At 59.7% G+C, this 14770-nt stretch carries 13 protein-coding genes and 3 pseudogenes; 5 read left to right on the top strand and 11 right to left on the bottom strand.

Annotated elements, in window-relative coordinates; genetic code table 11:
- Positions 1–31 precede the first annotated feature (31 nt).
- Positions 32–646: an NADPH-dependent F420 reductase gene (locus C1A30_RS13370; protein ID WP_101948759.1), complete on the bottom strand. Its 615-nt coding sequence runs from the start codon at positions 644–646 to the stop codon at positions 32–34.
- A 97-nt stretch (positions 647–743) separates the two neighbouring features.
- On the opposite strand from C1A30_RS13370, the gene C1A30_RS13365 reads away from it, so the two are divergent.
- The gene (locus C1A30_RS13365) at positions 744–1220 is read left to right on the top strand and encodes a MarR family winged helix-turn-helix transcriptional regulator (RefSeq protein WP_101948758.1); all 477 of its coding nucleotides are present in this window, start codon (positions 744–746) and stop codon (positions 1218–1220) included.
- Positions 1221–1365: 145 nt separating this feature from the next.
- On the opposite strand, the gene C1A30_RS13360 is transcribed toward C1A30_RS13365, so the two are convergent.
- A complete protein-coding gene (locus C1A30_RS13360; protein WP_101948757.1) occupies positions 1366–1752 on the bottom strand; it encodes an SHOCT domain-containing protein in 387 nt (128 codons plus the stop codon).
- Positions 1753–1884: 132 nt separating this feature from the next.
- A complete protein-coding gene (gene nhaC, locus C1A30_RS13355) occupies positions 1885–3378 on the bottom strand; it encodes a Na+/H+ antiporter NhaC (protein ID WP_235009870.1) in 1494 nt (497 codons plus the stop codon).
- A 1195-nt stretch (positions 3379–4573) separates the two neighbouring features.
- Between nhaC and C1A30_RS35615 the strand changes: the two genes are divergently transcribed.
- The 3 genes and pseudogenes from C1A30_RS35615 (at position 4574) to C1A30_RS13350 (ending at position 5639) form a co-directional block, all read left to right on the top strand.
- On the top strand, positions 4574–4789 hold the full coding sequence (locus C1A30_RS35615) for a hypothetical protein (RefSeq protein WP_160112741.1): 216 nt from the start codon (positions 4574–4576) through the stop codon (positions 4787–4789).
- Positions 4779–4877 (top strand): annotated as a pseudogene (locus C1A30_RS36515) (DUF2510 domain-containing protein); the annotation flags it as partial. The gene C1A30_RS35615 and the pseudogene C1A30_RS36515, both read left to right, overlap by 11 nt.
- Before the next feature lie 168 nt (positions 4878–5045).
- Positions 5046–5639 carry a hypothetical protein gene (locus C1A30_RS13350; RefSeq protein WP_235009869.1) on the top strand — a complete coding sequence of 198 codons (594 nt, stop codon included), beginning with the start codon at positions 5046–5048 and terminating at the stop codon, positions 5637–5639.
- 104 nt (positions 5640–5743) lie between these two features.
- On the opposite strand, the gene C1A30_RS13345 is transcribed toward C1A30_RS13350, so the two are convergent.
- The 7 genes from C1A30_RS13345 to C1A30_RS13315 form a co-directional block, all read right to left on the bottom strand.
- Positions 5744–7078 carry a Shedu immune nuclease family protein gene (locus C1A30_RS13345; RefSeq protein WP_235009868.1) on the bottom strand — a complete coding sequence of 445 codons (1335 nt, stop codon included), beginning with the start codon at positions 7076–7078 and terminating at the stop codon, positions 5744–5746.
- A gap of 654 nt (positions 7079–7732) precedes the next feature.
- Positions 7733–8662: a hypothetical protein gene (locus tag C1A30_RS35375; protein ID WP_160112739.1), complete on the bottom strand. Its 930-nt coding sequence runs from the start codon at positions 8660–8662 to the stop codon at positions 7733–7735.
- A gap of 97 nt (positions 8663–8759) precedes the next feature.
- A complete protein-coding gene (locus C1A30_RS13335) occupies positions 8760–9302 on the bottom strand; it encodes an NUDIX hydrolase (protein ID WP_101948752.1) in 543 nt (180 codons plus the stop codon).
- Entirely contained in the window at positions 9299–10366 is a 1068-nt protein-coding gene (locus tag C1A30_RS13330) for a radical SAM protein (protein WP_101948751.1), read from the bottom strand. Before C1A30_RS13330 ends, C1A30_RS13335 begins: the two co-directional genes overlap by 4 nt.
- A 26-nt stretch (positions 10367–10392) precedes the next feature.
- Entirely contained in the window at positions 10393–11745 is a 1353-nt protein-coding gene (locus tag C1A30_RS13325; RefSeq protein WP_101948750.1) for a hypothetical protein, read from the bottom strand.
- Positions 11742–12740 (bottom strand): N-acetylglucosamine kinase, encoded by a 999-nt coding sequence (locus tag C1A30_RS13320; RefSeq protein ID WP_101948749.1) that lies wholly within the window; start codon positions 12738–12740, stop codon positions 11742–11744. The genes C1A30_RS13325 and C1A30_RS13320 overlap by 4 nt, the downstream gene beginning before the upstream one ends.
- The gene (locus tag C1A30_RS13315) at positions 12737–13453 is read right to left on the bottom strand and encodes a hypothetical protein (protein ID WP_235009862.1); all 717 of its coding nucleotides are present in this window, start codon (positions 13451–13453) and stop codon (positions 12737–12739) included. Before C1A30_RS13315 ends, C1A30_RS13320 begins: the two co-directional genes overlap by 4 nt.
- A 19-nt stretch (positions 13454–13472) precedes the next feature.
- Here C1A30_RS13315 and C1A30_RS35610 point away from each other — a divergent pair.
- Positions 13473–13688, top strand: a pseudogene (locus C1A30_RS35610) (relaxase domain-containing protein); the annotation flags it as partial.
- On the opposite strand, the pseudogene mobF reads toward C1A30_RS35610, so the two are convergent.
- Positions 13681–14322: pseudogene (gene mobF / locus C1A30_RS13305) on the bottom strand (MobF family relaxase); the annotation flags it as partial. The pseudogenes C1A30_RS35610 and mobF overlap by 8 nt on opposite strands.
- Positions 14323–14770 lie beyond the last annotated feature (448 nt).

Below are 14770 nucleotides of genomic sequence, written 5' to 3'. Positions count from 1 at the left end.
CGCAGTCGCCCCCGGCCTGCAGGTGATGCACTCAGGCGGCGCCGAGGGCGAAGTCGTAATTGCCCACGCCGTAGCGGGCGAGGCCCATCACGACCAGGCCGGTTCCTTCCAGCCAGTGCGCCATGTGCAGGCCGCCGACGTCCAACGGGCGCAGCTCGAGGCTCGCGATGAACCGCGCCACGCCCGCCTTGGCCTCGGCGTCGTCGCCTGCGATGAAGACGTCGAGTGGCCTGCCCTGCGCCAGGACCACACCGAAGATCGTGTTGAACGCCTTCACCACGCTGGCGCTGGCAGGCGCCGCCTCGGCAACTTGCTGCGCGATCGAGGTGCCGTGGGGGATGGCCAACCCGTCGGCAGCGGGATTGAACGGATTGCTGATGTCGACGACCACCTTGCCTGCCAGGGCGTCGCCGTACTGCGCGACAACCGGAACGACGTTGGCGTACAGCAGGGCGACGATGACGATGTCGCCGGCGGGGACGGCGCCGAACTGTCCTGTCGTGGCGCTGGGGCCGAGTTCCTTGGCGAGGTCGGCAGCCTTCGCGCGGTCACGGCCGATGACCTCGACGGTGTTGCCTCCCGCTACCGCCAGCGCGCCGATGGCGCGGGCCATGTTGCCGGTGCCGATGATGCTGATGCTGCTCATGGGGTGTCCTGTCTAAACTGGGTCGGAAAAGGTTGACTCCTCACCCTAAGCCTGTTTGGTTGATGGGTCAACTAAAGTGGCGGAAGCGTGGAGGCCGATGGAACCGAAATGGCTGAACCCCCGTGAAGACCGGGCCTGGCGCGCCTTCAAGCACGCGCATCATGAGCTCGACGTGCACTTGAACCGGAGCCTGCAGAAATCGGGCCTGTCCGGGGCGGACTACGAGGTCCTCGCGGTGCTCTCGGGTAGCGAGGGCGACCGCATGCCGGCACATGAGCTGTGCAACACCTTGGGCTGGGAGAAAAGCCGTGTCTCGCACCAGGTGCGGCGCATGCAGAAGGACGGTCTGATCGGCCGCGAGCCCAACCCCGACGACGCCCGCAGCACCATGGTCTGCCTGCTGCCGGCCGGCCGCGCCGCCATCGAGAAGGCGGCGCCGGGGCATGTGGACGACGTCCGCCGGAATTTCATCGACCTGCTCACCCCGGCTGAGCTCGACATGCTGACCGCCCTCAACGAACGAGTTCTGCGCCACCTGGCCGACGACGCCCCCACCGACGACGAGCCCGCATAGCCTTCTCTACCAACAAGATTCGGGAGCGCTGACGAGGAGAGCGCGTCCCGTCAAACGAATTCCGTTGCAGTACAGCCAGGTAGCCACCCTGGCGCGTCGACCTCGGCGGCGATGTGGACTTGCGGTTGAGCAGGTCGCGCTTCCGCTAGCCGAGCGTCTTGGCCTTGAGTGTGTCGAATTCGGCCTGCGTGATTGTCCCAGCGTCCAAAAGTGCTTTAGCGTCGGCGATTTCCTGCGCCGGCGACCGGCCAGCGACCTGCTGGATGTAGGCGTCCGTCTCCTTTTTCGCCGCGGCGGCTGCCTCGCGTGCACGTTCCGACATGCCTTGGCCGCGGGCGATCAAATAGACCAGCGCGGTGAGCCAGGGCAACAGGATCAGGAAGAACACCCAGATCGCCTTGACCGAGCCCGACGTCTTGTGGTCACGCCAGAACAAGTCCGCAAGGATCTGGAACAGCACCAACAGATATGCGATCCAGGCGAAGATAACCAAAAAGTGCCAAAGGAAATCCCAAGATGCTCCCCAGTCCATGTCCACTCCTCGTGTAGTCAGACGCGAATTCTGAGCCGTTCTCAGTCAATCATTTCGATTGTATTTTGGGCGCGGAATGCCATCGGTGCCCTGCGAATCCATCGACGTTTAGCACAGTGAGCCATTCGGAGGTCAAAGAGCACCTCCGTGCGAATCCGGTGTCTGAATCTTGACGAGCTTGAAACCGGTGAACCCGTACAGCACGCTCAACAACGGACTGAATATGTTGAAAAGCGCGAACGGCAGATACGCCAACGTCGCGACCCCAAGCACCGCGCCCATGAAGGCACCACACGAATTCCAGGGCACCAGAGGCGATGTCACGGTGGCACTGTCGGCGGCAAGGCGAGACAGGTTCTGCGGCGCCAGACCACGCTTCTCGAACTCCACCCGGTACATCCGGCTCGGCAACACCAACGCGATGTACTGGTCCCCCGCCACCACGTTGAGCCCAAAACCGGTGGCGAACACTGCGAAATAAAGACGTCCCCGCGTCGTGGCAGCTGCGATCATCGGGTTGATGATGCGGTCGATCAGGCCGAGCTGTTCGAGAAGGGCGCCGAAGGTGACCGCGCCGATGATCAGCCAGATAGTCAGCAGCATGCTGTCCATGCCACCCCGGGACAGCAGTCGGTCGATGTCGGCAATGCCAGAGTTCATCGTGAAGCCGTTAGCCATCACCTTCCACACGGCCTGCACCGACCCGATCAACGGGTTTGAGCTGCCACCGATTTGGGTGACGAACCCGTCGACCGCGTCGCGCTGCAGGATCGTAGCTTGAATGCCCGCAAACAGAGCGGCAGCCAGCAGCGCTAGGGATGCAGGTGCCTTCCGGATGGACAGGATGACCAGCAACGCCAGCGGTAGCAGGTTCAGCGGGTTGATCCAGAAGATCTGATCGAGCCTGGCCAATTCGACGTCTTCACTGACGATGTCATGGACGGGCGGTCCGGCGACGCCCAGTACGGTGAAGGCGATCGCAGCGAGGATGAACGCGGGCACGCTCGTCCAGGCCTGGCTGCGAATGTGGGTGTACAGGTCGACCTTGACCATCTGAGCCGTCAGGATCGTCGTCTCCGACAGCGGTGAAAGCTTGTCACCCAGATACGCCCCGGAAATCACCGCTCCCGCGGTGATCGCCGTTGATACGCCGAGAACCGTTGCGATGCCGACCAGGCCGACCCCGATGGTTCCCGCCGTCGTCCACGAACTGCCGATGGACATCGCCACCGCCCCGCAGATAACCGCTGCCGCGACGTAGAAGTAGCCGGGTGAAAGAATCTGGATGCCGTAATACACAAGCGTTGGGATTGTTCCGGACATGTTCCATGCGCCGATCAACGCGCCGACCGCCAGCAAGATGAACAGGGCGCTGGTGATCGAGGACAGCGCGGCTTGGCCGGCCTCTTGCACGGCAGACCACTTGTACCCGTTCTTCAGGCCAATGAGTGCTGCGGCCGCGCAACACAGCATCAGCGCCACCTGAACGGGGCCGTCGAGTGCGTCGAGGCCGAACAGTTGCAGTGAACCTGCGATCAACACCGCCAGGATGACCAATGGGACGATGGCGTCTGGCAGCGACGGCGCTCGCACCGCGGCGTCGCTCTCCATGTCCTCTGTGGCCAAGTTGTAATCCCCACGCCGGTTGCACCGAAGGTATCAGTGTTCACACCACCAAACATTCGGAATAGCAAACCCATAACCAGGCACTACGCCGACGAAGCACCCGCTCTGCAACAGTCGTTCGAATCGCTTTCGACTGAAACTTGCTCTCCGCATTGGCCGTTCAGCCCTTCACGGGTCGGAGAACGCTTCTTATCGATCACTTCCGTCGGTCTCAATGCGGCCGGTTTGTCTGAGTCGTCAGCAGGAAGGCGAGGCACCGAGCCGCGGAACCGGGCTGCGCGCCGCCGCGATGGTCAGGAAGCCGCTGAGGTCGGCGTCGAGGTTTGGGAGGGGGCGGTTTCAACGGATCCATCGCTTGTGCGAGATTCGGGTAGAGGATGGCTGGTCCCAGCCAGCGCGCTATCCGGAAAACGCGGACCTACCCGTGTTCGCGGCGAACTGATTGGCGCGATACCACGACAATCCAAGCGCGGCCGGCCGCTGGTATTCGCTTACCGGCCCTAATGGGTTCTAAAACGCGTGCCCACCGGGCATGAAAACGGCCCCCGGAGTGATCTCCGGGGGCCGTTTCACTTAGTAGCGGGGACAGGATTCGAACCTGCGACCTCTGGGTTATGAGCTAGGCACCGAGGCTTTTTGAGTGTCCGCCCCGTCTCATAAATCCACCTCATGGGACATGAGTGGTTCCCGCCGTCCCGCCGCGTTCCACCGATTCAGGCCGGTTTCGCAGAGTTTCGTTCCCAAATCTGTTCCCAAAATGTCGCTGCTGAGACCGCACGATTGACGTCCTTACCGCGGCGTTCGGGCCCGTGCGGGTCGGCGCGTCGAAGGCGGCGTTTACGTGGACCGCCCTCGCCGTGAAGCGGCTGCAGTGGATCCCATCAGGAGCCTCCCAGGAACGGGTTACGATCCGGACATGACGTGGGGGAAGCCGGTAGCTGCAGTTGCGGCTCTGGTTGTGGGACTGGGGCTATCAGCCGGTACAGCAAGCGCTGGCCCGTTTTGCTACGAGACCGGTCCGGGCTTCGAAAAGTGCCTTCGCAGCCCGAGTGGTGACTAATTCAATCCGATTTATCAGGGGCCGGAGCTTCCCGACGGGTATGTTCCGTGGTCGCCGCCAGCTCCTCCTGCACCGGTCTACGTCCCGGTGTCGCCGCCGCAGCAGGCCGCTTTATCTGGTCCCCAGGTGGGCGCGATGTGCGCTCACGCTGACATGAACAGCACCGCGGTCGCCGCTGACGGAAGCGCGCTGCGGTGCATGTCGGTTCCGTCGGCGGGATATGAGTGGCTGCCGGATACCGGTGTGCAACAAGGGGACCCGGCGATCGCTGGACAGAAGGCCTGGAGCGACTGCATGGCGTCGCATACGGCCGCGGAGTGCCGATGGATTGTCGACGGCAATGGTGACTGAGCCCGGTTGGTATCCCGACCCGTTGGGCGGTCAGGGTGCCCGCTACTGGGATGGCACCCAGTGGGAAGGCGCCCTTCAGCCGGGATCGCCGACGGCGCCCGAGGAATTCCCAGAGCCGCCGCCGTCACAAGAGAAGGCGCGTCCCCTGTGGCCGGTATGGGTGGGACTGGGTCTGGCTGTCGTAATCGCTGTTGGCTCTGCGGTATTCGTGTTGACGCGCCCAACTGCGGAAGGTACGAAGGCTGCGCCGACTACGATGCCCGCGCCGACGGTGTCTCGGGCCGACCAGGTCGCCGCAGAAGTGCAGTCGTCGATGCAGTCCAAGCTGGCGGACCTTTCACCTCTACACCTCAAGGTGATTCACGTTGACCTGGTTTACAAAGCGGGCAACGAATACAAGGGCATCGCGACGGTGACCTCGCGCGGGAAGACTCACGATGTGTCGATTGACGTCACAGCGGATGGCGACAAGGTCGTGTGGGAGGCGGCTCCCGGCGCATTCCTGTTTGCGGTCCAGGACATGCCGACGCAACCGCCAGCCCCCACCGCGGCCGCACCGCCACCTCCGGCGGCCGTTCCACCACCGCCCCCGGGAGCGGGACCCGTCGAGAATTTCAAAATCTGCCCATCAGGTTTGAGTGGCGTTGCCTCTGATGAGACAAGCTGCGCTTTCGCCGACAACGTTCGCTTAGCGTGGTATGCACAGCCAGGCCAGAGCGTTATCGCCTACAGCCCGGTAACTCACCAGTCGTACCTGATGACGTGCACGCCGGCGACGACCAACGCCGGGGCGAAGCGTTGCTCCGGCGTGAATGCCCAAGGCACGATCCTGATCGTTTATATCGACTAACCGAGCATGGCGTGATGGCATCGGCGTTGCCTTTACCGCTCGATCGGCGACGGTAGTGGTGATGGATTCGTGGCCGGGGTGCTGTTGCACGGCGGGCGGTGGGCTCAGAACGGCGCGTCGTCACCCCACGCGTCGGAGCTCTGGGCGATTGCTGAAGCCTCCGCCGACTGTCCGGCCGGAGCCTGTGGCTCTGGTCCATCATGATCCTGGTGTGGGACGTCTTTCCGAACAGCTGCCTGCTCCTCGGCGAGCTTCACGTGCCACTCGGCACGGGCTAGGAGCTCGTCAAATGTTAGGACCTCCGGCTCATGAAGGTTGCGCCGAAATAGCTCGAAGCTGTGCACCTTGTCGTCGATTGCGCCACCGCCCGCACCTAACAACTGGCTCAACGACCCCACGATGAGGAACGAACGTGGTCGCACAACGAAGGTGCCTGTGCCCGTCCGCGAGCCGTCCTCGGCCGAATCCTCGATGTACTCTCCGAGGTCGCGCAGTGCCATACGCACGGTCTGTTGGATCTGCACTACCGCCCCTGCCAGCTCGTTCGAAGGCCGCCACACACCAGATCGATATTCCTCGGCCAGCAACTCCGTTCGGTGGTGCTTGATCTCAGCGAAGGCCAGCGATCGCACTATTCCGTTCGTACGCAACAGCGCATCAACTCGTTTGCCGACCGACTTGATATCGCTGCCGACCACGACTTTTTCAAGCTTGTCCTTATCCCAAGAAGTGAGCAGCTGCCCTCCGAGGCCAATTCCAAGGACCCACGGGTTCGCCTCCAACAATCGCTGCCACGCACGTTCCGGCCCACCTGCGGAGTTCATCTCGACGTCAAACACGGCATCGTCCTCGAGCCACGTTCGCATCGTCGCCACGACCTCTCGACGGTGCTGCAAAGCGATGACGTCACGAGCATCCGCGTCGCTCTGAATGAGTGCACGAAATCGCTCTGGATCCTGTGAATATGCGCGGCCCATCGCCCCTGGGTCCGAGAAGAAATCGCGCAAAACCTGGTCATCGACGTAAACGGTGCTCTCGCCGTCGACCGGAATCGAATCCAGTGCCTTGATGAGATCGATCAACCGGGTCGACTGGTCTCGGTCGAGTTCGAGTACATGCTCCAACTTGGTCGCGTCTCCTGAAGTGGGCACCTTCTGAATCCGAATCTTCCGCACCGAGCCAGCAGATCGCGCGACGTTGAGTTCGATCTGCTTGCGTCCGCCGGGCGTTATATAGACCACGTCCTTTGTCCATTCCCAGTCATCGTCATCTTCCGCGGGTGACTCGTCGAACACCTTGTGGATATACCGGGCCTTCTGACCCGCGTCCCGACCGAATGTCATTACGAAACTCCGGCTGGCGTAGGTACGCGTCGTCAACCGCCCAGTCGCCCAGGTGACCTCGTTTGGCTCGGGCAGATCCGCGAACGTAAACGACACTCGCCCACCGTTCTTCCGTAGCCCGCGTATGAGCCGACGACTCGCAAGGCATCTCTGTGCGGATAGCTGCCTAATGTTCCCAAAAGTGTTCCCAAAAGGCATGAAAACGGCCCCCGAAGAACCTCCGAGGGCCGTTCCATTTCGTAGCCCTTGAGTCGTTCTGGTCGAACCAAAACAACAAGCGGGCGAGGCGGAAACGACTCCACTGTGTCAAGTGTTCAGATCGACGTAATCGCTTGTATAGCGCAACGCCATCGCATTACCGCATCACTGCGGCCGAAGTAATCGACCACTACATCAGCGGTATGAGCTGCCGGCGAGTGGCTGAAACACTCGGGCTTGGGCGTGCGACCGTACTTGGCATCTTGAGGGATGCTGGCGTCCGCATCCGCCCGCGTGGGGGAAGGTATTGAAAGGTAACCGATGTTTGGCGTCACCCAACCACGACGATGTGGGGAAGCTTTGCGGTTGGCTAGCTGGATCTACAGACAATTTCGCATGTTTGCTGCTCGTTAGTTGCGGGATCGTTATACGCACGAGACGCCCACGCCATGCCGCAGAAGGCGCCCCTCGGGTCACGTGAATTCTCTCGATTGTCGTCTAATGATTATTGCTCACCAATGGTCGGATCTGTTGAGAATCTCCTGAGAACGACTAAGCGGAAGTAGCCATGATGTAGTCCGTAACCGCCTTCAGGCTACCTGTAATACGGAACCGCGGCACATCGACAACGGCGCGTAATAGCTCTGTGCGGCGAAGAGCAGTTTCCTGAAGAGTGTCATAGAAAGGCGTAAGAAGAGGACGGTCCTTGTCGTCAAGAATGACCAGAAAGCCCGTTGAAATGTCATTCAATGCTGTCGACATCGCATAGACGGCGTCCTGCCGACCGATTTGCTCTACATCCACTCGATCCGCATCTTGCATAATACGAACTTCATAGATTTCAGAAATCTCGGCCACATCCCTTAAGCGAGAAACTCCCAGCTCCGACGCATGCACTACCAGCTTGCGATTCCAGCCACTCGGCTCGACCAGCCATTTATCTATTCGTGGAGCCCACGACAGACCGATTAGGGTCCTCGACGACGCTATAGATGTGGACCGCAGCCGCATGTTTGCCCAATCGCGGTACAAGGACACGCGTCCATCTCGAACCATGATCTGACAACGGTCGCCACCTGCAAACTTCACTCCGTCATTACTGGCTAGAACAAGTGATGCGACCGTCTTTCCCGCACCGCTACCACCTGTGATCAGAATGCCCGAATTGCCGATAACCACTCCCCCTGCATGGGTATGGAAAAAGCCTGCCCGTTGACGACTTATTTCAGCGGCGAACAATGCAGCCGGAAAGATGGGAGTCGACTTCTCAGAAGGCAGTGAATCCCCGAAGCGAACCTCGAGTCCGCCTCGGCTGTCGAACTTCCATCCGGGTTCCCCGCAATTTGCGCTTATTCGAGCCGACGCTCGAAGGCCATCAATCGGGTCGAGCTGCCACATCCGAAAGATAGACGGATCATTCCAAGCTACTGGGCAAGAATTGACGCTTACCTGGACGCCGAGCACATCAATATCAAGTGTCATACCTGCTGATCGATCGACTTGCGCATATTCGCCGTCACGCCAGCGAGCAAGAGAACCTACGTTAGTCACAATACGACGTACCCCGTACCGAAAGTCATTACAACAATCCAAGATGGTCCAGTGCCAGATAGGCCAAGTCAGTGTCAGTGAGGAGCCCGGCTCTCACCTGCGCACGGAAATTATCGAGTGGCTTCAGGACCGGAATAGTGAATTCATCATCTGCGTTCTCCGGGGGACGCCTCGCAGTGCATGCTCTTGCGACGGCCACATATCGTTTGGTGACTGCTGTTGCTGAAAGATAGGTGCTGCCAACGATTTCAATGTCGTCAGAAACGTACCCCGTTTCCTCGAACAACTCCCGCGACGCGGCTGTGAGAATTGATTCGCCTTCGTCGACGTAACCACCGGGCATCTCATCCAACTCCATAGATGGTCCCGGCCTAAATTGACGAGCGAGCAGCACATCGTCGTCCCGAGTCAAAGCGAGTACCGCCACGGTTTCACCTCCGTCCAAGAGATCCCAGTCGCTCGTCCGCCCATCCGGCAATCGATAACGTCGGGTTAAAATCTTCATATAGCCAGATGGTCCCTTCGAAGAGGTCTCATCAACAATGGTCCACGCCGAAGAATTTTGGCTCATTGCGACTTCTCTTCTCCAGCTTCGTGAGATTTTCTCAACGGCTCGGGTGCTCGCCTCTCAATCACTTTTGCTGTGGTAACACGTAGTTGACCACACGCGAAACCCCCGCGCGCGGCCTTATCATCGATCTCTATTCCTCCGCCCCTAAATGTGTAGAACGGCACGCCATTCTCCGCTAACCGAGCCACAAACGCGCGCCGCACCTCCATCGCAGGTGCCATGAATGGCTTGCCGGGAATGGGATTGTACGCTGCGAGCTTCAACTGTCGATGGGCGCTCGTACCGCTAACCCTAGTGTCGGAATGATACAACTCCGAAAGCTTATCTGCATCTTCGATTGTAGCGTTAGAGAAGCCGGTCACCGGATCTTCCATCAACACAACATTCATATGGACCGGCAGAGGGTTGGATATTGGATCGTAAGCTGCCTCTGCATATGAATCTAGCACCGCAACAATATCTTCGATTTTCTTTCTTCCCGGGATAATTCGCCGACGCTTATAATCATCGGCGACATGGAGGCTAAAGTGAAGAATGACGGGTGCCCCCAATCCTCGTTCGCGACCGAACGCCTCGGCATAGCGAGATAACGTTCGGAGGTTCTCGCCAATTGTCGATAACGCGATGCGTTTCACGTCATACGGACGCTCCATTAATTCATATACTGCTCGCTCGCAGTCAGGGTTGTCGGGCGGCTCACCGTTACCCATGAAACCCACTATGTGGCGTTCGGCACCTGAATCTTCCCGTTGCTCAACTGCAATGTCCACTTGGTGAACGATTTCGGACCAGGACAAAAGCCGCTCAAAACCAAGGACGGAATCTACTGTTGCGCAGAAAGTACACCGCCTCGTGCAGCCCCCGGCCGTCGAGACGCATATATCGTGTTTAACGTCGCCAGACGCATGCAATGAGAGAAAGGAGCCCGTCTCAAATGTGGCGATGCGGCCATCCAGCACTGATTCAAAGACCATCTTTGCGCTCTGGTCGTCATCGGCCAGCTCGAAATCCAATAGGCGGGGGACCGATTGTTGATTATTCCTTGGATATGGTAGCACTTCCATGATCTACGTTCCTTTATTATCCTCGGTTACCGATGCGAAAAGGTTTGTGTTAGCCAAACTGCCACGTCTGTATCGGCTTCAACATAAATCCGCGTAACGGACTCTGTTCCGGATTGCCTGAGCAATACGCGCTCACCCGTTTCCATACATACCAGTTGATACACCGAACCGTTCGAAAGCGACTCAAAACGGCTGTAGCGGTCGACAAAGGCATTTACGACACTCAGTAGCCCCTCGCTGGTGCTGAGCGTAAGTTGCCGGAATCGCCGACGCTCACGCACGGCCGATACTGCTTCATTAAGCGCTCGCACCGTGCGTAATTCCGTCAGGACCCGTGCTGCGGCCCAGAGGCCGTCTCGCTCAAAATATTCCTCTGCGTCATTCGCTATCGCGAGTCCGCCATTAGGTTCGACGCCCATAGCGGCCGGTCGACCTAAGCGGTTCCATTCGGCAATTACGTTTTTGAAACCCACCTCGACCTCTGAGAATGCCTTTCCGTGTAGCCTGGTAGAGTCGGCAAGCAATTTTTCGCTCACTACCGTAGAAATTACGTTCTGCATAGTGGCGCCGCCATCGAGCAGACATAAAGCGAGCTCGGTGCTTGAGATGTAACCAGACTGACGGGTGATTAACGCTATCCTGTCGCCGTCTCCGTCCGTCAGCACTCGCAATTGGTCGGGTCCAACAGCTGCGATCACATCGTCGTCCGCGGATGACAGTTCCTGGACGGGATCCGGAACAATTCCGAAAAAGAATGGAGCGACTGTCGCTCGCCTCCAGTTCGCTGACGGAACGAACTGCTGGTACCTTCCGGCTGCTCCGTACATTGAGTCAATGGTGACATCGCCGCCAAAGGAGTCGATAGTCGCATTAAGATCCGCGAGAACGGACTCCGCGTATAAGTCGTTGATCGCATCGGAGGTATGGCGGCGTGACCAGCTTGGATAGCGGATGTCGATGCCCCAATCGTCCCGAATGATCGTCGCCCTGTCGACGAAAGGCGCGGTGTCATATGCCAGTCCATCATGGCCTCGCATCTTCACGCCGACATAGCCTGGGGGATTGTGACTAGCAGTAAATATTAAGCCTCCCGTCACGTGGCTGCGGGACGCACAGAAGCGGCCAACTGCTGGCGTCACAGTTGGGGAGGCACTCAGCGTCACGTCGATATCGAGGTGCAATAGATGGTCGGCGCACATTGCCGCGAGCTCAGCGGAACCTGCCCTGCCGTCGAACCCGATGACAATGGCTCCGGTTGCACCGAGATACTCTCCGCATGCGATCGCCTCGGCGAGGATATCCATTTCTGACCAATGGGTACCGGGGACGCCCCGCAATCCATCGGTAGTTGTCCGTGCAGTAAGGGTAGTCTGCGTCATTCGAATTCTCCCGGCACGTGTCGGACATAGATGGGCAGTGCTGGCGGCATTCTGTCCGACTCACAAATACGAGGCCAGTTCTCAATCCAGTCAATCAGGTAGTCGGTACGACCAGTGGGATATAACTTGGTGGTCGCTTTCAATGCCGTGAGTCTCGTCGTAAGTGCATCGACGAGGTAGTCGTTACACGCGAGTAGCGAGCCGGTGAGAAGTAATCGCGCCTTTTGCATTTCGCTTCCCACGGCTCTGCGAACCGCCTCGACGCCAATAGCGAGCTCATGCACAATGCGGTCAATGATTATTCTTGCCACTTCATCTTCGCAATCAAATGCTTCGAACACGGCGTCGGCGAGACTGGCGGTTTGAAATTTGAGTTGTCGCTGATCGGCGTGCAACCACTCGAACAAGGAGGGAAGGTACCGGTCTGGATCGAGACTGAGCCGATCGCCGACAATTTTGGAAAGGATTGTCTTCGGACCGCGACCGTCATGGGCTCTAACGATCGAGCTGAGAACTTGTTGTCCAATCCAAAACCCGCCGCCTTCATCGGACATGATGAATTCAAAGCCGGATGCTCGCGCCCATTGGCCATCCCGCGAACGAGCGACGTAACCTGTACCCGTCCCAGCAGCGCAGATCACGACATCTTGGTCTGGGTACAGGCACGCGAGAGGTACGAGATCGTTGACGACCGTCAGGGCATTCACGCCTTCAGGCCGTATCAACCCTAGGACCTCACGGGCGAGCCGGCGGGCCCGACCGCGCGTCGATGCAGCACCGTGCGCAACGAACACGTCGAGTGTGCCGGAAAAGCCCGTCGTTGTCCGCGCGACGAGCTCAGCCAGATTCTGGCGCGCACTCCGTTTGCCGACTGACTCGGCATTCGAAGAGGCGCCTTCTTGCATCGGCCGCACAGCGTTACCGTCATGCAATAGAGCGACGGTGTGCGAGCCACCCCCCTCGATAAGGAGAAACGGTCGGCGAGCGCTTGTCATATCGCCTGTATCCGCACAGAGGCTTGACGGCTGGCATTGACGAATTCAGCCTCTCCAATATCATCGACGAAGTGGATGTCTCCCGGGCGACGCACTGTCGCCATGCGCAGTGATCCGTTCCTTACACGCCGGAGATCGTCGATTCTCTTCCAACTATCGGTAATCAGAGTCTCAGGTATTTCCGTTGGCAGCTGATACGCCTCAAGCCACCGCTCAAGGTCACCGCGAAAGTCGGTGTCAACATTCCCGCGATACTCCCCAAGGCGGCTCGCGACCGCCATCCCGATCGCCACCGCCTCGCCATGCCGGAATCTGAAGCCGCTGGCAGCCTCGACCGCATGGCCAATGCAATGGCCAAAATTCAACGCGCGGTCTAGAGAAGCCATCTCCATGGGATCACCTGCGAGTAGGTTGAGCTTAGCTTCGATTCCAAGAGTGACTGGCTTTGCACCGATACTCCCTGGCAGCGCATCCCGAGAAATGTGCTTTTCGATCTCTGACCACAAGGGATTGCCGACGATTGCACCGACCTTCACCAATTCGGCGAAGCCACTCGCAATCTCCGCGCGCGCCAATGTAGACAACAATTCGGTACAGACATATACCCAGGCTGGATGCCAGAACGAGCCGATCCAGTTCTTCGTACCTAAGAAGTCCACTCCAACCTTCCCGCCGATAGCGGCATCGATCTGGGCCATAAGTGTGGTTGGCACTAATATGTAAGGGAGACACCGGTCCCTGGCTATCGAGTGGAAGCCCGTCGACCCGTCGACCGGCACGGCCGAGATCGCCGGCGTCGACCGGGACACGATCACCGCGTGGTCGCGGCGGTCTACCCAGCTGCGCGAGTGGGCCGCGCACAACCTCAACGCGGTCGACGGCCCGTTGACGGCGGCGCAGCTCGCCGCCGCGCAAAAAGCGACACGGCCGGCCAAACCCGAAGAGCTCGGCCGTCGACCGACACCATTTGTCCGTCCGCGCGGGCTTGACGGTTGGGCACGATGACGTGGGTGTGCAGGTGCGGGTCCCCGCATCGCGAGGTTTCGTGTTGGTAGGCGATCGCCGTCAACCCGGGCAGCCGCACTAGATCCTTCTCGCCGGTGTTGGCGTTGTGCACCCGGGTGTAGCCGGCATGGGCGGCGAGGTATTCCATCGCTTCGGCCAGTGCGGCGGTGTGGGCGTCGGCAATCGCCTTGGCCACAACATCATCGGTGCGTAGCGCCCGCACCAGCGACACGCTCTTGGGGACGGCGAACATCAGATCGAAACCGTGCACCCCGCGCTGCCCAAATGCTCGCCCCTGTGCCCCGCTGGGTGCCACACCGTCATCGAGCCAGCGGGCCACCACCTTGGCGTCGGCGTCTCCCCCGGCCCGCTGAATATCGCTGAGCCCGACCAGTTTCGCGACCCGGCGGGTGTCGCCGGCGAGCAGCCATGCCGGCGTGCGGGTTTCATGTTCGGAGTAGTACTCCCCCAACCCGCCCGTCGCCCGTGCGAGATCGCGGGTGGCCTTTTCGGCGCTCTGGGCGGTGTCGATGTAGTAGGCGATCGACCACCGCTTGAGCTTGGAGATCGTCAACACCCGAACCACCCACTAACGGTGACTGCGGCGCACCGGATCCGTCGGCCGCGGTTGTGGCACCTGCTGTGCCACAACCATTCTCGCACTCCTGTGCAAATGTGCCGTGCAGAAATGTGGGTGGATCTTGGAAGTGAGATGCGGTGGGACAGGGGAGCTTAAGTGTAATGGACACAGCGTGTTTGGGATGTGATGGGACAGATTGAGAGGTTGCTTATTGAGGAGCTGGGAATAGAGATAATGCTGAAGGTGTGTGTCAGGTTCGGGAGGCCCGGTTGCCGCACGTTCCGCGGCCTCGCGCGGGCTAGAAACGGAGCGACGCGAGGCGTCAAAATTCTGCACAAAGTTGTCGCCTCAGAGAATTACAGTGTTGTTGGGAGCCCAGATGAAGCAAGGCGACCAACCCGCCTCTCCACGGCGCCAAGCCGACAGGCAACAACCGCACAGAACG

The sequence above is a fragment of the Mycobacterium sp. 3519A genome, assembly GCF_900240945.1.
In the GTDB taxonomy this organism is placed as follows: domain Bacteria; phylum Actinomycetota; class Actinomycetes; order Mycobacteriales; family Mycobacteriaceae; genus Mycobacterium.
Note: the sequence above shows the minus strand (reverse complement) of the source record. Positions and strands in the feature narration are given on the sequence as shown.